General features: G+C 68.2%; 21 protein-coding genes. 8 read left to right on the forward strand and 13 right to left on the reverse strand.

The features are described from left to right. Positions 1-19 precede the first annotated feature (19 nt). Positions 20-1,195, forward strand: coding sequence for a formate-dependent phosphoribosylglycinamide formyltransferase (gene purT / locus RMP08_RS09200; protein ID WP_310468698.1), 1,176 nt, complete (start codon positions 20-22; stop codon positions 1,193-1,195). Positions 1,196-1,234: 39 nt separating this feature from the next. Further along, positions 1,235-1,627, forward strand: coding sequence for a hypothetical protein (locus tag RMP08_RS09205; protein ID WP_310468699.1), 393 nt, complete (start codon positions 1,235-1,237; stop codon positions 1,625-1,627). A gap of 9 nt (positions 1,628-1,636) precedes the next feature. Here the strand turns inward: RMP08_RS09205 and RMP08_RS09210 are convergent, their stop codons facing one another. The 6 genes from RMP08_RS09210 to RMP08_RS09235 form a co-directional block, all read right to left on the reverse strand. Further along, positions 1,637-1,903 (reverse strand): hypothetical protein, encoded by a 267-nt coding sequence (locus RMP08_RS09210; protein ID WP_310468700.1) that lies wholly within the window; start codon positions 1,901-1,903, stop codon positions 1,637-1,639. A gap of 81 nt (positions 1,904-1,984) precedes the next feature. Further along, positions 1,985-2,338 (reverse strand): lasso peptide biosynthesis B2 protein, encoded by a 354-nt coding sequence (locus RMP08_RS09215; protein ID WP_310468701.1) that lies wholly within the window; start codon positions 2,336-2,338, stop codon positions 1,985-1,987. Positions 2,339-2,393: 55 nt separating this feature from the next. Next, entirely contained in the window at positions 2,394-4,169 is a 1,776-nt protein-coding gene (locus tag RMP08_RS09220; protein ID WP_310468702.1) for an asparagine synthase-related protein, read from the reverse strand. Positions 4,170-4,281: 112 nt separating this feature from the next. Further along, positions 4,282-4,407, reverse strand: a complete 126-nt coding sequence (locus RMP08_RS09225) for a hypothetical protein (RefSeq protein WP_310468703.1) — start codon at positions 4,405-4,407, stop codon at positions 4,282-4,284. Between the two features lie 49 nt (positions 4,408-4,456). Next, a complete protein-coding gene (locus RMP08_RS09230; RefSeq protein WP_310468704.1) occupies positions 4,457-6,181 on the reverse strand; it encodes an ATP-binding cassette domain-containing protein in 1,725 nt (574 codons plus the stop codon). Beyond that, entirely contained in the window at positions 6,178-6,462 is a 285-nt protein-coding gene (locus RMP08_RS09235; protein ID WP_310468705.1) for a PqqD family peptide modification chaperone, read from the reverse strand. Before RMP08_RS09235 ends, RMP08_RS09230 begins: the two co-directional genes overlap by 4 nt. 114 nt (positions 6,463-6,576) lie before the next feature. Here RMP08_RS09235 and RMP08_RS09240 point away from each other — a divergent pair, with 114 nt between their 5' ends. After that, positions 6,577-7,446, forward strand: a complete 870-nt coding sequence (locus RMP08_RS09240; RefSeq protein WP_310468706.1) for a hypothetical protein — start codon at positions 6,577-6,579, stop codon at positions 7,444-7,446. A 43-nt stretch (positions 7,447-7,489) separates the two neighbouring features. Here RMP08_RS09240 and ykgO read toward each other — a convergent pair whose 3' ends face one another. The 3 genes from ykgO to galE form a co-directional block, all read right to left on the reverse strand. Continuing rightward, a complete protein-coding gene (ykgO, locus tag RMP08_RS09245) occupies positions 7,490-7,615 on the reverse strand; it encodes a type B 50S ribosomal protein L36 (protein ID WP_006833921.1) in 126 nt (41 codons plus the stop codon). A gap of 94 nt (positions 7,616-7,709) precedes the next feature. Next, a complete protein-coding gene (locus RMP08_RS09250; RefSeq protein ID WP_310468719.1) occupies positions 7,710-9,314 on the reverse strand; it encodes a M20/M25/M40 family metallo-hydrolase in 1,605 nt (534 codons plus the stop codon). Between the two features lie 2 nt (positions 9,315-9,316). After that, the gene (gene galE, locus RMP08_RS09255) at positions 9,317-10,312 is read right to left on the reverse strand and encodes a UDP-glucose 4-epimerase GalE (protein ID WP_310468707.1); all 996 of its coding nucleotides are present in this window, start codon (positions 10,310-10,312) and stop codon (positions 9,317-9,319) included. A gap of 124 nt (positions 10,313-10,436) precedes the next feature. Here galE and RMP08_RS09260 point away from each other — a divergent pair, with 124 nt between their 5' ends. Beyond that, positions 10,437-11,576, forward strand: coding sequence for a M14-type cytosolic carboxypeptidase (locus RMP08_RS09260; protein WP_310468708.1), 1,140 nt, complete (start codon positions 10,437-10,439; stop codon positions 11,574-11,576). Then, on the forward strand, positions 11,576-12,268 hold the full coding sequence (gene gpmA / locus RMP08_RS09265; RefSeq protein WP_310468709.1) for a 2,3-diphosphoglycerate-dependent phosphoglycerate mutase: 693 nt from the start codon (positions 11,576-11,578) through the stop codon (positions 12,266-12,268). The genes RMP08_RS09260 and gpmA overlap by 1 nt, the downstream gene beginning before the upstream one ends. A 42-nt stretch (positions 12,269-12,310) precedes the next feature. Here gpmA and RMP08_RS09270 read toward each other — a convergent pair whose 3' ends face one another. Continuing rightward, complete coding sequence (locus RMP08_RS09270) at positions 12,311-12,889, reverse strand: GGDEF domain-containing protein (RefSeq protein ID WP_310468710.1); 579 nt, start codon at positions 12,887-12,889, stop codon at positions 12,311-12,313. 145 nt (positions 12,890-13,034) lie between these two features. On the opposite strand from RMP08_RS09270, the gene purE reads away from it, so the two are divergent. After that, entirely contained in the window at positions 13,035-13,517 is a 483-nt protein-coding gene (gene purE, locus RMP08_RS09275) for a 5-(carboxyamino)imidazole ribonucleotide mutase (protein WP_310468711.1), read from the forward strand. After that, positions 13,514-14,572, forward strand: a complete 1,059-nt coding sequence (locus RMP08_RS09280; protein WP_310468712.1) for a 5-(carboxyamino)imidazole ribonucleotide synthase — start codon at positions 13,514-13,516, stop codon at positions 14,570-14,572. Before purE ends, RMP08_RS09280 begins: the two co-directional genes overlap by 4 nt. A gap of 33 nt (positions 14,573-14,605) precedes the next feature. Here the strand turns inward: RMP08_RS09280 and RMP08_RS09285 are convergent, their stop codons facing one another. After that, positions 14,606-17,455, reverse strand: a complete 2,850-nt coding sequence (locus RMP08_RS09285) for a pitrilysin family protein (protein WP_310468713.1) — start codon at positions 17,453-17,455, stop codon at positions 14,606-14,608. A gap of 125 nt (positions 17,456-17,580) precedes the next feature. Further along, on the reverse strand, positions 17,581-18,558 hold the full coding sequence (locus RMP08_RS09290) for a CsgG/HfaB family protein (protein ID WP_310468714.1): 978 nt from the start codon (positions 18,556-18,558) through the stop codon (positions 17,581-17,583). Positions 18,559-18,651: 93 nt separating this feature from the next. On the opposite strand from RMP08_RS09290, the gene lepA reads away from it, so the two are divergent. Beyond that, positions 18,652-20,538, forward strand: coding sequence for a translation elongation factor 4 (lepA, locus tag RMP08_RS09295; RefSeq protein WP_310468715.1), 1,887 nt, complete (start codon positions 18,652-18,654; stop codon positions 20,536-20,538). Between the two features lie 253 nt (positions 20,539-20,791). Here lepA and RMP08_RS09300 read toward each other — a convergent pair. Further along, the coding region (locus tag RMP08_RS09300; protein ID WP_310468716.1) for a hypothetical protein at positions 20,792-20,974 on the reverse strand (183 nt) is incomplete at its 5' end.

Below are 20,974 nucleotides of genomic sequence, written 5' to 3' on the forward strand. Positions count from 1 at the left end.
GCCCCGCTATCGCGCGCCGATGTACCTCGCCACCCTGATGTTGCTCGGCTCGGGCGAGCTTGGCCGCGAGTTCGCGATCGCCGCCAAAAGGCTCGGCTGCCGGGTCATCGCCTGCGACCGCTATGCCGACGCCCCCGCGATGCAATGCGCCGACGCCAGCGAAGTGTTCGCGATGCTCGACGGCGCGGCGCTGCGCGCGGCGGTGGAGAAGCACCGGCCCGACGTGATCGTCCCCGAGATCGAGGCGATCGACACCGCGACCTTGGCCGCGCTCGAGGGCGAAGGGTGGCGCGTTGCGCCCTCGGCCAAGGCGGTCCAGCTGACCATGAACCGCGACGGCATCCGCGACTTCGCGGCGCACGATCTGGGGCTGGTTACCTCGCGCTATGAATTCGCCGAGAGCCGAGCTGCGGCGATCGACGCCGCCGGCCGCGTCGGCGTGCCGTGCGTGGTCAAGCCGGTGATGTCGAGCTCGGGCAAGGGGCAAACGACTGCCGCTACGCCCGAGGAGGTCGGCGCCGCCTACGACTATGCCGTCGCCAACATGCGCGGCGACCGCCCGCGCGTGATCGTCGAGGAGTTCATTCGCTTCGACAGCGAGATCACCTTGCTCACCGTGGCGACCCGCGACGGGGTGCTGTTCTGCGCCCCGATCGGCCACCGCCAGGATCACGGCGACTATCGCGAGAGCTGGCAGCCGGCGGCGATCTCTACGGCAGCCCTCACCTCTGCCCAGGAGCAAGCGGCCAAGGTGGTCGAGGCGCTCGGCGGGCACGGCATCTTTGGCGTAGAATTCTTCATCCGCGGCGACGAAGCGATTTTCTCGGAGTTGAGCCCGCGCCCGCACGACACCGGCATGGTGACGCTGATTTCGCAGGCGCCCAACGAGTTCGAGCTGCATCTGCGCGCGATCCTCGGCCTGCCGATCCCGGCTATCGAGCTCGCCGGCCCATCGGCCTCGGCGGTGATCCTCGCCGACCGCGAGAGCAGTGACTTCGCCTTCGACGGTGTCGCCGAGGCGCTGGCGCTGGGCGAGGCCGGCGCGCCAGTCGATGTGCGCCTGTTCGCCAAGCCCAACACCCTCAACAATCGCCGCATGGGGGTGGCGCTGGCGCGCGGCGCGACCATCGAAGGAGCGGTCGAGACTGCCAAGGCCGCCGCTGCCAAAGTCCAGATCCGCTATGCGAAGCTTTAGCGCGGCTGCCGCGTTACCGTTGTGAACAAGGAGGCCCACATGCGCGCGCTGTCATTGATCCTGGTCGCTTCACTCGGGCTAGCCGGCTGCGACGATCCCGAGCCGGCGGCGCCGCGCAAGCCGATCGTCGTGCGCAGCCAGGCGCAGGACCAGCTCCACCAGCTCAATGATTTGAACCGCGCGATCGGGCTCAAGCGTGCGATCCAGGCCGCCGGCATCCGCTGCAAGCGGGTCGACGAGTCCGGCTATGTCCAGGAGCATCAGAATTTGTCGATGTGGACCGCGACCTGCGACGACGGCACCGCTTATGCAATTTTCGTCGCCCCCGACGGGACGGCGCAGGTGCGTCCGTGCGCCGACCTCGCCCAGTTCAAGCTGCCCGCCTGCGTCATCGCCAAGAAGGGCGACGCGCCCAAGCCCGCGGCGAGCTGAGCCCGCCCGCTAATCGCAGCGGCGGGTCTCTTTATACTCGCCGGTCGCGGTGCGTTCCTTGACCGTGATGCAGCTGCCCTGCTTGACCTCTTCGCGCCAGCTGCCGTCGGCATTGGCGACGCGGTTGGCCTTGGGCACGCGCTTGCCGTCCTTGATCTCGTAGTTCCAGTTCTTGGGCGTCGGCCGCGCCTGGGCCGAGGCGACGGTGGCGTAACCAGCCGCCGCCGTCACGGCAACGGCGCCGATCAGCAGCAATTTGCGGTTCACTCTCATCATCACACGGCTCCTCACCGTCGGCATCTATCCTGGCACAACTGAACAGCTGCTTACCACCGATGCGGCGAATTGTTCATCTACTCAGCTGGGGAATTGAGCCAGCAGCGCATAGTCGCGGGCGTCGTCGCAGCCCACGACGTCGATCTCGCCGACGCGCACCCAGACATGTGCCTTGAGCGTGCCGGCGATGGTCGCCGCGCCATAGGACAAATGCGCAACGATCCCGCGCCGGTGCAGCATCCACACCGCCGCCAGCCCGCGGGCGAAGCATTTCGGCGGCCACGGCAGGCGCCGGGTCCAGGCATCGATCGCGCGCCGCACCCGCTCGATCTCGCCCGCCGGGGGGTCGACGAGCGGCAGCTTGGGACGGCGAATCCATCCCGCCAGCCGCCGGAACGACGCCAATCTGATGGCGACCGCGGCAACGGCAAGCAATGCCCCCGCCTCCGCGATTTCCGCCAGATTCGGGCGATTCCCGCGTCGCTTCACGTCAGCCGCCCGATTCGCGCACGAAGCGGGCGAAGCGCGCCGCGCCGATCGCCTGCATCAGGGTGAAGCGATACGTCTCGATCTGGCCCCAGTCGGTCCAATTCCCGCCCGGCCAGGCCTGCAGCGTTGCCCGCATTCGCGCCACGTCGAGCAAGCCGCCCAGTTCGGGATCGGCGTCGATAGCCTCGACTTCAGCCAGTAATTGCGGACGGGCCCGCTCGAACCCCGCTCGCCAGTTCGCGCCCTGGTAACCGCGCTTGCGCGCGTTGACGACGCGCTCGGGCGCCTTGCCCGCGAGCAGGGTGCGCGCGAGCCGGCGCGGCCGCCCGCCACCGAAATAATGCTCGGCCGGGAGTCGCGCGCACAGTTCGACCAGCCGGCGCGAGCCGAGCGGATCGCGGACATCGAGGCCGAAGCGGCACGCCACCGAATGGTAGGTGGTGCCTTCATCGACCATGTGCATCGCGGCAATCGCGGCAGCGGGGCTTTCGTCGGGGGCATCCTGGGCGACGCCGCGCTCGAGAAAAGGGCTGGCGGGATTGAGCATCGCGCCGCCGCTAGGGTCGCTGTGGCGCGCACGATGCGGCGGCGCGAGGCGGTTCCACACCGCCGTCGGGACGAGGTGCCCGAACGCCAGCGCCAGCAGGCCAGGCCAGCTGCCCCCGGCGTAGCTGCGGTACGCTGACAGTTCCTGCCCCAGCGTCCCCAGCCTAAAATTCCCGGCCAGTTCGGCGAGGCGCCCGATACCGTTGCGGCTGACCGTCATATTGCCCCGCGCGCCGACCAAATAGGTGGCGGCACCGGCCGCCCGGGCGGTGCCGTACAGGGCATCCATCCAGCCCAGGTTGCAGGCATTGGCGAACGGCGCCTGGCTCGACGGCAGCCAGCGTTCGAGGCCGGCCAGCGGCGATTCGGGAGGCACCGCGACGCGGCGGTGGGGAACCCCGGCGGCCTCCGCCGTCTCCGCGGCCCGCTCCCCCTCATCGAGGAAGCAATCGGCGGGACGATCGAACGGGTCCGCGGATTCTCCGGTCAAGGCGAGCAATCGCTCCGGCGCCAGCGCGGCGGCGGTCACCACCACCAGGGAACTGTCGAGGCCGCCGCTCAAGTCCGCCGCAGTCAAGATGCCGGCGGGCGAAAGCATCCCCGCGACCGCCCGCCGGAGCTCGCACGAGACCGCGTCCTCCCCGTCCGCGAGACTGAGGCGAAGGGGCGTGAGATCGGGGTTCCACCAGCGCTGCTCGGCCAGCGCCCCCGCGCCGTTGAGCATCACCCAGTGGCCCGGCTGCACTCTTTGCACCCCGGCAATGAAGCTTCGTTCACCCGTTTCGGGCTGGCCCGCGAGGAACCCCGCAAGCCGCTGCAGGTCGGGGCGGGCAGGGCCGGACAAATGCGCGAGCGGCAGCGGCAGCGCGGCGAATGCCAGCCCCGTGCCGAAGCGCCGGTAGAACAAAGGGCGTTGGCCGAGCGCGTCGCGAGCGAGGACCAGCCGGCGTTCCCGGCGGTCCCAGATCGCCGCCGCGAAATCGCCTTCGATGCGGGCGAAGCAGTCGACGCCCCACCGCTCCCAGGCGCGCAGCAGAACCGCCGCGTCATCCAGGTCGAGCAATTCGCCGACCGCAATGCCGAGCGCGGCTGCGAGGTCGCGGCGGTGGTCGATGCGGATGCGGCCGACCACATCGGTGGTCGCGGAGCTTGCCGCCGCGGCTCCCTCGGGGTCGAAGGCCAGCGCGGGCGCGCGGCTGCTGGAGGGCGCTGCCCGATCGAGGCGGGTCAAACCATGAAAAAGCTGGGGAAGGTCAAGGTGCGAGTCCGGGGCCCACGTCCCGGCGTAGCGATTCACACCGCTATGTGCCGCAAGAACAGTATTGCCTTCACCGCTCGGGTAATCAGGACTTGGTCTTGCTCGCGTCGCCGTTCTTCTTGCCTTTGCCGCTCTCGGCCTGGTTGGCAACGAGGCGCTGCAGCTTCGGAGGGGCCCACGCCCGCGGATCGGTATTTTGCAGCCTGTCCATCGTATTTCCCCCGAACTAGCGCATTGTTTATCCGAAAGTTAATGCTGGCTCAAGGGCGTTGCACCGGCGGCTTGGGTGGTGGCCCAGAATCCATTCCCACCTCGTATTTCGCATCACAGCGCGCGATTGGGTCGGTGCGGTGGGCGACCAGCAACGCCGCCGGCCGTGGCTCGAGCGCCTGGAGCGCGTCGATCAGTTCAAGCTCGGCCCGCTGGTCGAGCGCGCTGGTTGCCTCATCGAGAATCAACAGCGACGGCTTGCGCAGGAGGGCGCGGGCCAGCGCCAGCCGCTGGCGCTCTCCGCCGGACAAGGCGCTGCCGCGGTCCCCGACGCTTTCGTCCAGGCCGTGCGGCAGGCCACGGACCCGGCGGGCGAGCCCAACCACCTCCAGCACGTGCCACAAAGCGGGGTCGCCGGCTTCGGCCCCGTCGGCGCTGAGGTTGCCGCGGATGGTGTCGTCGAACACGGCGTCGCCCTGCCCGAGGTAGGCGATCGAGGCGCGCCACTGGTCGAGCAGCCCTCCTTCCAATGGCCGGCCATCGAGCGTCATGTCACCGGCCTGCGGAGGCAGCAGGCCGGCGACGATGTCGACCAGGGTGGTTTTGCCGGCGCCCGACTCGCCCGACAGCCCGAGCCATTCGCCGGACCGCAGGGTCAGCGAAACTCCTGCCACGCCGAGGCCGGGCGCATGACGATAGGTTATCCCGCGCAGGCCAAGCTCGTTCCAGGCAATCGGCGCCACGACCGCCTCGGGAAGCGCCTCGACCGGCCGCAACCGGCCGATTCGCCGCTCCATCGCAGCGAAGGAAGGCGCCGATACCGCCACCATCTGCACCGATTGCTGCAGCGTCTGGGCGGGGGAGATCATGCGGGCGAACAGGATGAGCAGCGCGATCAGCAGCGCAAACGGGAGCTCCAGCACGCGGTCTCCGATGACCAGCAGCAGGACGGCCGCGATCGCGCTGCCCATCGCAGTGGCCGCGCGCAACAAGGCGATGTCCTGGTTGAAGCGCCCAATCTCGGTCAGCAAATGAGTGAGGGAAACCCGGTATTCGCGGAGAAACTGGGGCACGGTGCCCTGGGCAAGCGCCGCCTTGAGCCCGGCATGGAGGCGAAAGCCGGCCGCGGTGCTGCGCTCGGCGCCGAACGAAATTTCCATGCCGCTGCGTTCGCCGCGACCGACCCATCGCCAACTCAGCGCGTAGCCGACCAGGATCGCGGCCAACGCGACCAGCGCCATCGCCGGCGAGAGCCACGTCGCCAAAGCGAACTGCACCATCAGGATACTCAGTGCCACCGCCGCATGCTGTCCGAAGGTGACCGCGGCGGACGCGCGCGGGATGTCGGTCAGCAGCAGCGATTGCATGCCGGCCTGGCCAACCTGCCCGGCGAATGGCCAACCTCGTTGAGCAAGGGTCGCCGCGGCACGTAACTGCATCGAAGCCTCGTGGCCGGCTTCGAGGCGGGCAAGCAGGACGTCGCGCGCATAAATCAGCACCGAACGGCAAGCGATAGCCGCCAGGAAGATGGCGAGCGCCACGCCCAGCCTGTGGTCGCGCGGCAGGTCCGCCAACGGGGCCAAAGAGGAGTGGATCTCCTGGAGTGGGGTGTCGCCGGCAGCGGTCGTGGCGAGCGGCACGATCATCAGCACGCCGACGCCCTCCGCCAGTGCGCCTCCTGCCATCAACGCGACGGCGGCCCCCGCCCTCCACCCGGCAAACGCAAGGTAATCGCGGAACAGCGCGTGCAACGCGCCCGTCCCGCGGTGGATCATGCCGGCAGCTGGCGGAGCAGCCCTTCGGCGAGCAACTGCTCGATGAACGGCAGGATGTCCGCCACGCATCGCGCGCGATCGACGTCGTGGCGCGCGACCAACTCGTCGGCAATCGCGCCGATCGTGATCGGCTCGGCCGCGATCTGCCAGATGGTCGAGCCGATCCGGTCCATGCCGAAGCAATGGCCGCTGTCGAGGTCGAGGGCTACCAGCTCGCCGTCGATCTCACCTGTCGGGATGCTGTCGTTGCGCACGACAGAGGTCGATTCGCCGATTGGCATCACAGTCGCCTTTCCACGCCCGCTGGGCTAATTAGCTGACCCGATGACTGCAAGTGGTAGCCCCTCCTGAACCAATATCATGCGTTCGGCCTGAAAATCGCGAGCGAACTCGCGTTGCCCGAACTGCACCCCGGCACCGGTCCCGCGGATGTCGTCGTCCGCTACCGCCAAACCGATCACCCTCCGCTCGCGTCGTGGGACAATTGGCTGGTGGTCGCCAACGACACGGCGTCGGTGCGGTTCGACGATATCCAGTTCACCATCGCCGGTGGGCGCACCATCGAAATCGTCGCGCGCACCGGCACGGCCGACAATGACGTGCGGGTGTGGCTGCTCGGCAGCGTCATGGCAATCCTGCTCCACCAACGGTCCTACCTCCCCATCCATGCCAATCTGATCGCCCTCGCGGGGAATCGCGCCGCCGCATTCTCGGGGCCTTCGGGCAGCGGCAAGTCGAGCTTGGCGGCGTGGCTGGAGGCGCGCGGCCATGCGGTGCTGGCGGACGATCTGTGCGCGATTGCGATCGATGCCGCCGGTCGGCCGCAGGCGTTCGCCGGGATTCCCCGCCTCAAACTGTGGAACGATGCGCTTGCCGCGCTCGGCCGCGACGGAGCGGGCCTGGAACCGGTGTCGTCGGATATGGACAAGTTCCACGTGCCGTTGCGAACCTCGGGCGAGCCCGGCTCACTGGCGCCGCTCGCGGTCGATCGCGTCTATTTGCTCGAACGTTGCACGGCCGCAGGTGAACCGCTCAGCATTACCCCGCTTAAGGGCGCCGAGGCCGCCTACGGCGTGCTCGACAACACGTATCGCTGGAAGCTCGGCCAGGCGATCCAGCCGCCGCGCGCACAGTTCGACCAGTGCCTGGCGCTGGCACGGCATGCCGCCGTGTTCCGCGTCCGGCGGCGCTGGGGCATGGAATTTTTCGAGAAAGAAGCGGCGGCGATCGAGCAGCACTTGCTGCAGCCGCTCGCGGAGGCGTGAAACCGAGCCCTGGCGAGCTCAGACGGCCAAGCTCCCCCGGAGCTTAGCCTTGGCGAGCTTTAAACCGGCGGTTGGTCTTGTTGATCACGTAGGTGCGCCCGCGGCGGCGGATGACGCGGCAATCCCGGTGGCGCGACTTGAGCGACTTCAAGCTGTTGCGAATCTTCATGGCGCGCGGCTGCCTCGTGATCTTGGTCTTCAGGTTGTCGGAAGGTTCGATGAACCGGCGCTGCCCCTACGGTCGCAGGCCGGGCAAGTCAAGATCAGCGCGGTGGGGCGGGGGCAGGCACCGGCGCCGGCGGCAGGCGGCGCCCGAAATAATCGCCCGCGCGCCACTCGGGCCGCCCGGGCTGGTCGGCCAGCGAGCGCGCGATGGCGTGGTTGAGGGCGGCAAAACGCGCCGCAGCGTTCCACCGGATCGGCTGTTTCATATCGTCATTGGGGCGGTGATAGACGCGGCCGAGGTAATTGCTCCACGCCTGGCGGCCGCCGTTGGCGTAGCCGGTCATCAGGAAGATCGACGGCACCCCGCGCAGCACGAACGGGTAATGGTCGGAGCGGATGAACAGATTCTGCTCGGGCATCGGGTCGACCGACACCCCGACCCCGAGCGAGCGGCCGGCCGCGGCGACGCTGTCGACGATCGTCGAATGGTCGGCGCCGAACGCGATCACGTCGGTGAAATCATAGGTCAGCAGCGGCATGTCGAGGTTGACCGCGGCGACGATGCGGTCGGCGGGGACCGGCGGGCTGTGAGCGAGGTGATAGGCGCCGAGCAGCCCGCGTTCCTCGCCGGCGGTGGCGACCAGCATCACCGAGCGGCGCGGCGCGGCGCCCGAGGTGCCGAACGCGCGGGCGACCTCGAGCAAAGTAGCAACACCCGCCGCATTATCGAGCGCGCCGTTGAAGATGCCGTCCTCGCCGCGCCTGGCCTCGGGCTGTTTGCCGAGGTGGTCGAGGTGGGCCATCACCACCACATATTCGTCGCGCAGCTTGGGGTCGGCGCCGGGGATCACGCCGATCACCTGCGGGCTGGTGAACTCTTGCCAGGTGCCGCTTGACTGGATGGTGAGCTCCCCCGGCAGCGCAAATCCGGCGATCGGGCCGTCGCGGCCGGGCACCGAGCGGAGGCTCGACAGCGACTTTGGCGCGCCCTTGAACAGGCGCTCCCCGGCGCTGGTGGAAATGGTCATTTCGAGCGCCAGGCCGGCCGACGAAAGCACCTTGGTGCCGCCCTCGTCGAGCGTGTGGAACACCGGGCGCCGGGCGTCTTCGCGGCTGACCTGGGCGACCTTGATGAAGCCGATTGCGCCCTTGGCCGCGGCGGTGCGTTCCTTGGCCACTTCGAGGTGCGCGGCGATGTCCCCCGGTATCCCGCGCACCATGCCGTCGAGCGCGACGACGATCTTTCCGCGTACGTCGAGCCCGGCATATTCGTCGATGCCGAGCGCCGGCTCGCTGATGCCGTGGCCGACGAACACCACCCCGGCGCGCAAGGTGCGCTGGCGCTCGACCAGCGACGGGACGACCGCGACGTCACGGCCGGAGGTCAGTCGCAGGGTACGCGACCCGGCGGTGTAGGTGACCAGCGGCGGCGCGGCGTTGAGCGCGCTGCGGAAGCGCACCTGCTGGAACCATTGGCCGTCGCCGGCGCCCGGCCTGAGCCCGAAAGCCTTGAACTGGGCGGCGACATAATCGGCGGCCAGCGCGTAGCCGGCCGAGCCGGTAGCGCGGCCCTCGAGGCGATCGCTGGCCAGGAATGCGACATGGCTGCGCATCCGCTCGGCTGCGGCGGGGTCGGCGGGCGGCGCCTGTGCGGCGAGCAGCAGCGCGGCGGCCGGCGCGAGCAGGAAGCGCGAGCGCCGCATCGTCACGCCGGCTCGAGCAGCGAGCGCTCCCACGCCAGCGCGTGCGCGATGATGGTGTCGATATCGGCGAAGCGCGGCGTCCACTTCAGCGTGTCGAGCAAGGCGCGGTTGGACGACACCAGTTGCGGCGGGTCGCCGGCGCGGCGGCCCGACACCCTGCGCGGCACCGGGGCGCCAGCGACCCGGTCGAGCGCGTCGAGCACCTCGAGCACCGACAGCCCCCGCCCGTACCCGCAGTTGAGGATCAAATTCTCGCCGGGCTCGGCGATCAGCCGCTCGAGCGCGGCGACATGGGCCGCGGCAAGGTCGCTGACGTGGATGTAATCGCGCAGGCAGGTGCCGTCGGGCGTCGGATAATCGCAGCCGAACACATCGACCTGGTCGCGCTTGCCGGCCGCGGCCTCGACCGCGACCTTGATCAGATGGGTCGAGCCCTTGCCGACCTGCCCGGCGCGCCCATCGGGATCGGCCCCGGCGACATTGAAATAGCGCAGCGCGGCGTAGTTGAACGGATAAGCGGCAGCGGCATCGCGCAGCATCCACTCGGTCATCAGCTTGGACGCGCCATAGGGGTTGATCGGCGCGGTCGCGGCGGACTCGTCGACCGGCACGGTCTCGGGCGCGCCGTACACCGCGGCGGTCGAGGAGAACACGATGTGCGGGACCCCCGCCGCGACCGCGGCGGTCACCAGGGCGTGGCTGGCGAGGGTGTTGTTGGCGTAATAATCGAGCGGCTTGACCACCGATTCCGGGACCACGATCGATCCGGCGAAATGGAGGATGGCGCCGATCTTCTGTTCGCCCAGGATCCGCCCGACCAGGTCGCGGTCGGCGACCGATCCCTCGAAGAACGGGACGTCGTGGGGCACCACCGAGCGGGTTCCGTTGGAGAGATCGTCGATCACCGCGACCGGCCAGCCGGCGTCCTTGAGCGCCAGCACCGCATGGCTGCCGATGTAGCCGGCGCCGCCGGTGACGAGGACTGGAACTGTGGTCATGGGCTGGGCTGGCTAGCGGAGGACGGGAGCGAAAACCATCCCCTTGCCTAAGTCGAAAATACGACTTTGCTGGCGCCGAGGGCGGCCCTATCAGGCGCGCTCATTCCAACCGGTTGAAGGTTTCATGGGCATCACGATTTCGAGCGCGTTCGACGCCGGCAACATCCGCGTCGTTGGCCAGGACGGCGACACTTTCGATCTCGAGATCGTCAAGGACCATTTGTCCGACTTCTACCAGTGGTTCTACTTCCGCGTGGCCGGCGCGGCCGGGCGCGAAGTTACCCTGCGCATCGTCAATTGCGCCGGCGCGGCGTACCCCAATGGCTGGCCCGACTATCGCGCGTGCCTGTCGGTCGACCGCGAGGAGTGGGTGCGGGTTGCCGATACCAGCTACGACGACGGCGTTCTCACGATCCGCCTAACGCCGACCGCCGACAGTGTGTGGATCGCTTACTTCCCGCCTTATTCGATGGAGCGCCATCACGACCTGATCGCCTCGTTCGCCGCGCTGGACGGGGTCGAGTATCGCTCGCTCGGCCAGTCGCTCGACGGCCAGGACATCGACTGCCTGACCATCGGCAGCGGCCCGCTCAATGTCTGGCTCTACGCCCGCCAGCACCCCGGGGAGACGATGGCGGAATATTGGATGGAAGGCGCGCTCGACAAATTGTGCGACCCCGACGACCCAGTCGCCCGCGTGCTGCGCACCGACGCGACCTTCCGCGTGGTGCCCAACATGAACCCCGACGGGTCTCGCCGCGGCCATCTCCGCACCAACGCCGCGGGGGTCAATCTCAACCGCGAATGGCACGCCCCGAGCGCGGACAAGAGCCCCGAGGTGCTGTGCGTCCGCACTGCGATGGACGACAGCGGGGTCGACTTCGCGATGGACATCCACGGCGACGAGGCGATCCCCGCCAATTTCCTCGCCGGCTTCGAAGGCATTCCCTCGCTGACCGATCGCCAGAGCAAATTGTTCAAGGCGTTCAGCGATTCGCTCGAGCGGCTGTCGCCCGACTTCCAGACCGCGCAGGGCTATGAGGTGCCGCCGCCAGGCCAGGCCAATCTGTCGATGTCGACCACCCAATTGGCCGAGCGCTACGGCTGCGTGTCGATGACGCTGGAAATGCCGTTCAAGGACAATTTCAACCTGCCCGACCCGGTCCACGGTTGGAGCCCCGAGCGCTCGCGCCACCTCGCCCGCGCCTGCCTCGACGCGCTTCACGCGATCCTGCCCCAGCTGGGCGAGGCGGCGCGCGTCTGATGCCGACCCTCGTCCTCCTCCGCCACGGCCAGTCGCAGTGGAACCTCGAGAACCGTTTTACGGGGTGGTGGGACGTCGACCTGAGCGACAAAGGCGTCACCGAGGCGAAGGCGGCCGGCGGGCTGCTGAAGGCGCGCAAACTCGACTTCGATTGCTGTTTCACCAGCGTCCAGACCCGCGCGATCAAGACGCTCCATCTGGTGCTTGAGGAAATGGACCGGCTGTGGCTGCCGGTGACCAAGGACTGGCGCTTGAACGAGCGCCACTACGGCGGGCTGACCGGGCTCAACAAGCAGGAGATGATCGACAAGGTCGGCGCCGACCAAGTCAAGATCTGGCGCCGCTCGTTCGACACCCCGCCGCCCCCGCTCGACGCCGGCAGCCCGTATGCCATCACCAATGACCGCCGCTACGCCGGCGTCACGGTGCCGCAAAGTGAGAGCCTCAAGGACACGATCGAGCGGGTACTGCCGTATTTCGAAGCGGCGATCGTCCCCGAGCTCAGGGCCGGCAAGAACGTGCTGATCTCGGCCCACGGAAATTCGCTGCGCGCGCTGGAAAAGCATTTGTCGAACATCGGCGACCAGGAAATCGTCGGCCTGGAAATCCCCACCGGCCAGCCGATCGTCTACGACCTCGCCGACGACCTCACCGTGCGCGACCGCTACTATCTGGCGGAGCGCCCGGCCTAGGACCTAGGCCGCAGCGACCGCTGAAGAACGCCGCTCGCGTGGCTACGCGGCCGCTTTTTCCCGGTACATCGCCTCGTCGGCGCGCGCGATCACCGCTGCCGGCGTGTCGTCGGAACCGATCACCGCGACGCCAATGGCGACGCTCAGCGGCATCGAGACGCCGTCGCAGGTGAATGTCGCCGCCGCGATCTGGTCGGCCAGGCGCGCCGCGGTCTCGAGCGCCGCCTGCTCGTCGGAATGGTCGAGGAGGATGCCGAACTCGTCGCCCCCCAGCCGCGCTACGCAGTCGCTGGTACGCACGCCCTGCGAGAGCAAATCGGCGACCTGGATCAGCGCCTGGTCGCCGGCCTTGTGGCCGAGGCTGTCGTTGATCAGCTTGAGGCCGTCGATGTCGACGAACAGCATCGCCGCCGAATCGCCGTAGCGGCTGACGCGGCCGATCAGCATCCCCAGCTGGCGCATGAACCCGCGGCGGTTGGGGAGGTCGATCATGCTGTCGTGGTGGGCGAGGTGGTCGAGCAGCCGAACCCGCTCCTCGAGCGTGGTGATCATCGCGCGCAGGCGGTCGACCTCGCGGGCGAGCTTCGCTGGGTCCGGCACTTGCGCGAGCTCGTCACTCATTCACCAGACTCTTCGGCACCACGGGGCTGATGCATAGCCGACTTCTGACAATGTGAAAATCACACAGATTCAAGCGGCAATGATTGCGCGGGTGGCAGCATGTTCCTAAACCCCCGCTTCCTCTGGACCTCAGCACGGGTAGGGCATGGCCGAGCCGCAAGTCGCGATCATCATGGGCAGCCGCTCCGACCTGGAGACGATGCGCCACGCCGGCGACACGCTGGCCGAGCTCAGCATCGCGTTCGAATTGAAGGTGGTGTCCGCCCACCGCACCCCGCAGCGGCTGTACGATTTTGCTTCGGGCGCCCGCGACAAGGGCTTCAAGGTGATCATCGCCGGCGCCGGGGGCGCCGCGCATTTGCCCGGTATGACCGCGTCGCTGACCAGCCTGCCGGTGCTCGGCGTGCCGGTCCGCTCGCCCGCGCTGGGCGGCGTCGACAGCCTGTTGTCGATCGTCCAGATGCCGGCCGGGGTGCCGGTCGGGACGCTGGCGATCGGCCGCGCCGGGGCGATCAACGCCGCCTTGCTCGCCGCCGCCATCCTCGCGCTCGGCGATGACGCTTTGGCCGCACGCCTCGAAGCCTATCGCGCGGCGCAGACCCGGTCGGTGGCCGAATCGCCCGAATGAGGATTCCGCCCGGCTCGACCATCGGCATCATCGGCGGCGGTCAGCTCGGGCGCATGCTCGCCGGCGCCGCCGCCGAGCTCGGCTACAAGTGCCATGTGCTGGCGCCCGACGCCGATCCGCCCGCGGCCGATGTCGCCGCGCACTGCACCCGCGCCGATTACGCCGATTGCGACGCGCTCGGCCGCTTCGCCGATGCGGTCGACGTCGCCACCTACGAGTTCGAAAATCTGCCCGCCGATGCGCTGGCCCGGCTCGGCGCCAAGCTGCGCCCCGGCGTCGCCTCGCTCGAGATCGCCCAGGACCGCGCGGTCGAAAAGGATTTCATCGAACGCACTGGCGGCCGCGTCGCGCGCTGGGCCCGCGTCGACAGCGACGACGATGCCCGCGCCGCCGAGGCCGCGCTCGGCCTGCCGCTGGTGCTCAAGGGCCGCCGGCTCGGCTATGACGGCAAGGGCCAGGCGTGGGCGCGTGAGGCGGGATCAGCGGTGGCTGCGTGGAACGCGATCGGGCGCGAGCCGGCGGTGGCCGAAGCGGGGATCGCGTTCGAGGCCGAGTTCTCGATCATCCTCGCGCGCGCTGCGGATGGCGCCACGGCGGTGTGGGACGTCCCGCTCAATCTCCATGCCGAGGGGATTTTGCGCCGCTCGCAGCTGCCCGCGCCGGCGCTGGTCGAGGCCCAGGCGGACGAAGCAATCGCCACCGCGACAGCGTTAGCCGCAGCGCTCGGGCATGTCGGTGTGCTGACCGTCGAGTTCTTCGCTTGCGCCGACGGGCCGATCGTCAACGAGATCGCGCCGCGGGTGCACAACAGCGGGCATTGGACGATCGAGGGCGCCGTGACCTCGCAATTCGAGCAGCACATCCGCGCCATCTGCGGGCTGCCGCTGGGCTCGACGCGGCGGATCGCGCCGGCGGTGACGATGGACAACCTCATCGGTGACGACGTGCTCGGGTGGGAGAAAATCGCCGCCGACCCGGAAGCGAAATTGCACCTCTACGGCAAGGGCGCGCCGCGCCCCGGCCGCAAGATGGGGCACGTCACGCGTCTGGGCTGAACTGCCGGTGCCGCACTCAGCAAAGCGCAAAAATCACCGCGGCGTGATGACCTCGATCGGCATGCCGAGCTTGTCCAGTTGCGGGCGGATCTTGGCGGCGTCGCCGACCACCACCCACACGAAGCCCTTGGGCGACACCGCGCCGCGCACCGCATCGTCGAGGCTGGCGCGGGTGTGGCCGCGGTAGCGGTCGGCGAGCAGCTCGTAATAATTGTCCGGCCGGCCGAGCAGGGCGTTGGTCTGCATCGCCGCGAGCACCGCGTCCGAGGTCTCGAAGCGGCCCGGCAGTTGCTGGATGTTATTGGCCGAGACCCGCTTCAATTCTTCCTCGGTGGTGCCCTTGGCGCCCAAATAGGCGGTGAAGTCGCTGGCCAGCTCGCGGATCGATTCGCCGGTGCGGTCGGCCTGGACCGGCGCGGTGACGACATAGGGCACGGCGTTCTCGTTGATCTGGACATTGCCGCGCACGCCGTACGACCAGCCCTTGGTCTCGCGCAGGTTCATGTTGATGCGGGCGAGGAAATTGCCGCCGATGACGTCGTTGGCGCTGGTCAGCGCGGTCAGGTCGCCGCGCGGGTCGACCGGGGTCAGCTGACCGCCGACGATCACCGACTGCGGCGATTGCGGGCGGTCGATCAGGTAGATCTTCGGGCTCACCGGGCGCGCCGGTGCAGCGGCGAACTGCTTGGTTCCGCGCGGTGCGGCGGGCGGCGCCCATTGCCCGAAACGCTGCTCGAGCTGGGCCTGGATGTCGGCCAGCGGGCGATCCGAGACGACGAAGATCTCGAGGTTGTCGGGGCGCAGCCAGGCCTGCTGGAAGCCGACCAAATCATCGCGGGTGAAGCGAGTCACCGCCGCCGGATCGCCGGCCGCGGTGGTCCCGTACGGGTGGGTCGGTCCGTACAGCAGCGTCGGCAGCGCGCGCGCGGCGATGCCGTTGGGATCCTTGAGCTGCTGCGCGATCCCGGTCAGCGTCTGGGCGCGGACGCGGTCGAGCTCGGCCTGGGCGAACGCCGGGTTGCGCACGACATCGGTCAGCAGATCGAGCGACGGCCCGAGGTTGGCGCTGAGCGCGTTGAGCGTGACCGTGCTGCGGTCGGCCGAACCGCCGGCGCCGATCTGCGCGCCGAGCCGCTCCTGCTCCTCCGCCAGTTGCTGCGAGCTGCGCGTCGCGGTGCCCTCGTCGAGCAGCGCCATGGTCAGGCTCTGCAGGCCGCGGTTGGCTGGCGCATCGGCGGAAAAACCGGCGTTGAACGACAAGGCGAGCTGGGTCACCGGAACCGCATTGCGCTGGGCGTAGTGCAGCTTGACGCCGTTGGAGAGCGTGGCGTGGACGACATCGGGGAAGTCCAGCGGCGCCATTGTTCCCAGCGCCGGCATCGCCCGCGCCGTGGTGACCGTGACCTTGTCCGCGCCCGCCGCGGCAACCTTGGTCACCGCCTTGGCTTCCTCATAGGCGGGGCGGTCGCCCGGCTCGAGGCGAATGCCGAACGCCGGCTTGGCCAGCCACTGCGCCATCGCCGCGCGGACATCGGCCGGGGTGGTGGTGGCGTAGGTCTCGAGCGTCTTGCGGTAGAATTCGGAATCGCCGGTGTAGACCTGGCCCTCGGCCAGCGCGACCGCCTTGCCGCCGAACCCGCCGACCTGCTCGAGGCCGCGGATGCGGTTGGCGACTTCGCTGGTCGCGGCGCGGCGCACTTCGTCCTCGGTCGGACCTTCGGCGACGAACTTGGCAATCAGTTCGTCGAGGCGGCGTTCGACCAGCGCCGGGTCGACCCCGGGCTTGACCGTCGCGCTGGCGGTGAAAATGCCGATGCGCTGGAACGGGAAGTTGCCGGCGGTGACTCCGACCGCGATCTTCTCGTCGCGCACCAACGCGTTATCGAGGCGCGAGCTGGCGAGCCCGCCGAGGATCGAGCCGGCGATGTCGAGCGCGACCAATTGCTTGTCGAGCAGCCCCGGCATCGGCCAGTAGCGCTGGATGCTGGTGGCGGCGACGCGGTCCTTCATCACGATCGATTTGTTCGCGGCGAGCACCGGTACGTCGGCCGCGGCGGGGACGTTGACCGGGCCGCGCGGGATGGCGCCGAAATACTTTTCGACCAGCGGGCGCGCGGTGGCGGCATCGATGTCGCCGGCCAACACCAGCACCGCATTGTTGGGCCCATATTTGTCGCGGAACCAGGTCTTGACGTCGGTCAGGCTGGCGGCGTCGAGGTCGGCCATCGAGCCGATCGTCGAGTGGCGGTAGGGGTGGCCCTCGGGGAACAGGTTGGCGAGGATCTCGTAGAACACCAGGCCGCCCGGCTGGTTGTCGCCCTGGCGCTTCTCGTTCTGCACCACCGCGCGCTGGTTATCGAGCTTGCCCTGGGTGATCGCGCCGAGCAGATAGCCCATGCGGTCGGACTCGAGGAACAAGGCGGTGTCGAGTGCCGCGGTCGGCACCGTCTGGAAGTAGTTTGTGCGGTCGAAGAAGGTGGTGCCGTTGTAATCGGTGGCGCCCATTTCCTGGAGATATTTGAAGAAGTCGCCCGACGCGTTTTCCGAGCCGTTGAACATCAGATGCTCGAACAGATGGGCGAAGCCGGTCTTGCCCTTGGGCTCGTCCTTGGAGCCGACATTGTACCACGTGCTGACCGCGACCACCGGCGCCTTGCGGTCCTCGTGAACCAGCACCGTCAGGCCGTTGGCGAGCTGAAAGCTCTGGTGCGGGATGGCGACTTCGGAGACCAGCGCGGGGACCGGTGCCGGCTCGTTGGGGTTCGTGGCGGGCGCCTGCGAGGGTGGTGGCGAAGCCAGCTCGGCGGTGCGCGGGGCGGTGGCGCAGGCGGCGAGCAGCGAGCCGCTCGCGAGCAGCAGGGTCAGGCGGCGAAGTGCGATCATGGGGGCTGAGCTCCGGTAAGGAAATTCAGCCGCTTGTTTAGTCACTTAATCGGAGCGCGCAATCGCCTTCGACAAACCGCCGGCTGAGCTCGGCGGGCGACTGGAACCCTCCCGCCCGCGCCCGCTTACAGCGACGGCGCCAGCTTGGTGTTGAGCACCCAGCCGACATTGTCGTTCTCGTCGGCGACTTCCCACCACAGCCCGCTCTTGGCGCCGGTCGGGTAGACGATCGTGCCGGGCGGCAAGGTGCGGATGGTGCGGCCGCTGGCGCCCGCGTTGGCCCGCAGCGCCACCGGCACCTGCGCGGTAAAGGTCTTGGCCGGCGCGGCCTCCGCGGTCCCGACCGCGCCCGGCGTCACCAGGCCGAGGTCGTTGACCAGCTTGGCATAGGCCTGGATGAAGGCGAGCGTGACGATGCGCCCGATGTCGGTGTTGTCGTAGCCGCCGCCGACCAGCGCCCCGCCGCCGCCGCCGAAAAAGCCGCCCCCGCCGCCGCCGAAGCTCAAGCTGTTCTTGGCCGCATAGCCATCCTGCACCGCAAGCGTTTCGGTGGTGCGGACATTGGTCAGCGACAGCACCGTATTGGCCTCCATCTTCTTGCTGCTGATGCCGCCCGCCAGCCCGCCGAAGCGGCCGCCGATCAGCCCGCCGGCGAGCCCGCCGATCGCGCTGCCGCCCGAATTGCGGTTGGACGCCTGGACTTCCGCGACCAGCACATAATCGGCCGCCTTGATCTGGCCCTGGCCGACGTTCGAGCGGCGCTGCAGCCCGAGATTGCCGCCGATGTCGCGCTCGCGCTGGGCGGCGCTCAGCCCCGAGCCGCGGTCGACCAGATTGAAGCAGCCCGAGCGCTGAACCAGCACTTTGAGCAATTTCTGCGGACCGGCCAGCTGGAACTGCGTCCAGCCCGACGGGTCGTCGCCGTCCATCACCGACACCGTGCCGAGCTTGCGCGTGCAGCGCGGCACGTCGTTCATCGTCGCTTCCTGCAGGCGCTGCGTGCCGGATGGCTTGGACAGCCGCTGCGCCGACGCCGGCGCCGCTGCCGCGACCATTGCCGAAATCGCAAGAACGCCACCGGCCAAGGTGATTTTGCTGTGCATGTCGAGTCCCCCGTTCCGCCCCCGGCATAACATTGGTTGGGCGACACCGCCAGACGCTGACAGCGCGCCATGCCTCTGCTAGCGGGCCGGGGGATGACCGACCTTTCCCGCATCCGCAACTTCTCCATCATCGCCCACATCGACCACGGCAAGAGCACGCTCGCCGACCGGCTGATCCAGCGCACCGGCGGCCTCACCGAGCGCGAGATGTCGAGCCAGGTGCTCGATAATATGGACATCGAGAAGGAGCGCGGGATCACCATCAAGGCCCAGTCGGTGCGCCTCGCGTGGAAAGCCGCCGACGGCGAGACCTACGAGCTCAATTTGATGGACACCCCCGGCCACGTCGACTTCGCCTACGAAGTGTCGCGGTCGCTCGCCGCGTGCGAAGGCGCGCTGCTCGTCGTCGACGCCGCGCAAGGGGTCGAGGCGCAGACGCTGGCGAACGTCTACCAGTCGATCGAGCATGACCACGAGATCGTCCCGGTCATCAACAAGGTCGACCTGCCCGCCGCCGAGCCCGAGCGCGTGCGCCAGGAAATCGAGGACATCATCGGGCTGGACGCTAGCGGAGCGGTGCTCGCCTCGGCCAAGACCGGGATCGGCATCGACGAAGTGCTCCAGGCGGTGGTCGACGTCATCCCCCCGCCCAAGGGCGACGCCGCCGCGCCCCTCAAGGCGATGCTGGTCGATAGCTGGTACGACCCCTACCTCGGCGTGGTCATCCTCGTCCGCGTCATCGACGGCGCGATCAAGAAGGGCCAGCAGGTCAAGTTCATGGCCGCGGGCACGATGCATCTGGTCGACCGCGTCGGCTGCTTCCGCCCCAAGATCGAACAACTCAATGAGCTGACCACCGGCGAAATCGGCTTCATCACCGCGCAGATCAAGGAAGTCGCCGAGACCCGCGTCGGCGACACCATCACCGACGCCAAGCGCCCCGCCGAGCAGGCGCTGCCCGGGTTCAAATTGGTCCAGCCGGTGGTGTTCTGCGGGCTCTTTCCCGTCGACGCAGCCGAGTTCGAGAAGTTGCGCGACAGCTTGTACAAACTACGCCTCAACGACGCCTCGTTCAGCTTCGAGATGGAGACCAGCGCCGCGCTCGGCTTCGGCTTCCGCTGCGGCTTTTTGGGGTTGCTCCACCTCGAGATCATCCAGGAGCGGCTGACCCGCGAGTATGACCTCGACCTGATCACCACCGCGCCCAGCGTGGTCTATCGCATCCACATGAGCCGCAGCAGGAAGGCCGGCCCTTCGACCAGCTCAGGACGAACGGACGTAGGGGCTAGCGAGGGCGGGGAGGGGGCGCGGATCATCGAGCTCCACAACCCCGCCGACATGCCCGACCCCAACCGCATCGAGGCGATCGAGGAGCCGTGGATCGAGGCGACCATCTACGTCCCCGACGAATATCTGGGCAGCGTGCTCAAGCTGTGCCAGGACCGCCGCGGCATCCAGAAGGGGCTGACCTATGTCGGCCACGGCCAGAGCACGCGCGCCTTGCTGACCTACGAGCTGCCGTTGAACGAGGTGGTGTTCGACTTCTACGACCGCCTCAAATCGATCACCCGCGGCTACGCCAGCTTCGACTATCACATGATCGGCCACCGCGACGGCGACCTCGTCAAGATGAGCATCCTGGTCAACGGCGAGCCGGTCGACGCGCTGAGCATGATCGTCCACCGCGGCAACAGCGAGGCGCGCGGCCGCGGCATGTGCGAGCGGCTCAAGGATTTGATCCCGCGCCATCTGTTCAAGATCCCGATCCAGGCCGCGATCGGGGGGAAGGTGATCGCGCGCGAGACGATCGCGGCGCTGCGGAAGGACGTCACGGCGAAGTGCTATGGGGGGGATGCTACGCGCAAGCGGAAGCTGCTGGAGAAGCAGAAGGAGGGCAAAAAGCGCATGCGGGAGTATGGCAGCGTCAGCATTCCCCAAGAAGCTTTCATCGCGGCGCTGCGCATGGGTGACGAGAGCTGAGCGCGCTTTCTTCCGCTTAGCGGAATGAGGGGACCCGACGCGTGCGAAGCAACGGGGTTGCTTCGTTTAAGCTAGCGCGGATGCGGTATCTTAGTCTTCAATGCCTTCCCGCCACCCGAGCAGCTTCAACGGAGGCAATTTATAATTTGGACTGTCGCGCGGACACCGGATGACCCAGATGAGACCTTTGAGAGGCATCATAAGAATGGCTAATGCCATGATGATCTGAGCGGGTTCACTCATTGTGCAAGCCTCAGAAAGGAACGTCGTCTTCTAGGTCAGTGTCAAACGCCTTGGCTTTTTTAAGTTGCCATTTGGGGAGCTTGTCTTTGGGCAAATCCCCGAACGCCACTCCCTTGAAAGTGTCCCAGTTATCTCTGAGGCGATCACGGATCAGGGAGTCTTCCGAGACCTTCCACGACCATTCTTCCTGGTT

This window comes from Sphingomonas sp. (genome assembly GCF_031426035.1).
In the GTDB taxonomy this organism is placed as follows: Bacteria; Pseudomonadota; Alphaproteobacteria; order Sphingomonadales; family Sphingomonadaceae; genus Sphingomicrobium.

Coding starts and splice junctions, on each gene's coding strand:
- purT (WP_310468698.1), top strand. CDS start 20: ATGTACCTCGCCACCCTGATGTTGCTCGGCTCGGGCGAGCTTGGCCGC.
- RMP08_RS09205 (WP_310468699.1), top strand. CDS start 1,235: ATGCGCGCGCTGTCATTGATCCTGGTCGCTTCACTCGGGCTAGCCGGC.
- RMP08_RS09210 (WP_310468700.1), bottom strand. CDS start 1,903: ATGATGAGAGTGAACCGCAAATTGCTGCTGATCGGCGCCGTTGCCGTG.
- RMP08_RS09225 (WP_310468703.1), bottom strand. CDS start 4,407: ATGGACAGGCTGCAAAATACCGATCCGCGGGCGTGGGCCCCTCCGAAG.
- RMP08_RS09230 (WP_310468704.1), bottom strand. CDS start 6,181: ATGATCCACCGCGGGACGGGCGCGTTGCACGCGCTGTTCCGCGATTAC.
- RMP08_RS09235 (WP_310468705.1), bottom strand. CDS start 6,462: ATGCCAATCGGCGAATCGACCTCTGTCGTGCGCAACGACAGCATCCCG.
- ykgO (WP_006833921.1), bottom strand. CDS start 7,615: ATGAAGATTCGCAACAGCTTGAAGTCGCTCAAGTCGCGCCACCGGGAT.
- RMP08_RS09250 (WP_310468719.1), bottom strand. CDS start 9,314: ATGCGGCGCTCGCGCTTCCTGCTCGCGCCGGCCGCCGCGCTGCTGCTC.
- galE (WP_310468707.1), bottom strand. CDS start 10,312: ATGACCACAGTTCCAGTCCTCGTCACCGGCGGCGCCGGCTACATCGGC.
- RMP08_RS09260 (WP_310468708.1), top strand. CDS start 10,437: ATGGGCATCACGATTTCGAGCGCGTTCGACGCCGGCAACATCCGCGTC.
- gpmA (WP_310468709.1), top strand. CDS start 11,576: ATGCCGACCCTCGTCCTCCTCCGCCACGGCCAGTCGCAGTGGAACCTC.
- RMP08_RS09270 (WP_310468710.1), bottom strand. CDS start 12,889: ATGAGTGACGAGCTCGCGCAAGTGCCGGACCCAGCGAAGCTCGCCCGC.
- purE (WP_310468711.1), top strand. CDS start 13,035: ATGGCCGAGCCGCAAGTCGCGATCATCATGGGCAGCCGCTCCGACCTG.
- RMP08_RS09280 (WP_310468712.1), top strand. CDS start 13,514: ATGAGGATTCCGCCCGGCTCGACCATCGGCATCATCGGCGGCGGTCAG.
- RMP08_RS09285 (WP_310468713.1), bottom strand. CDS start 17,455: ATGATCGCACTTCGCCGCCTGACCCTGCTGCTCGCGAGCGGCTCGCTG.
- RMP08_RS09290 (WP_310468714.1), bottom strand. CDS start 18,558: ATGCACAGCAAAATCACCTTGGCCGGTGGCGTTCTTGCGATTTCGGCA.
- lepA (WP_310468715.1), top strand. CDS start 18,652: ATGACCGACCTTTCCCGCATCCGCAACTTCTCCATCATCGCCCACATC.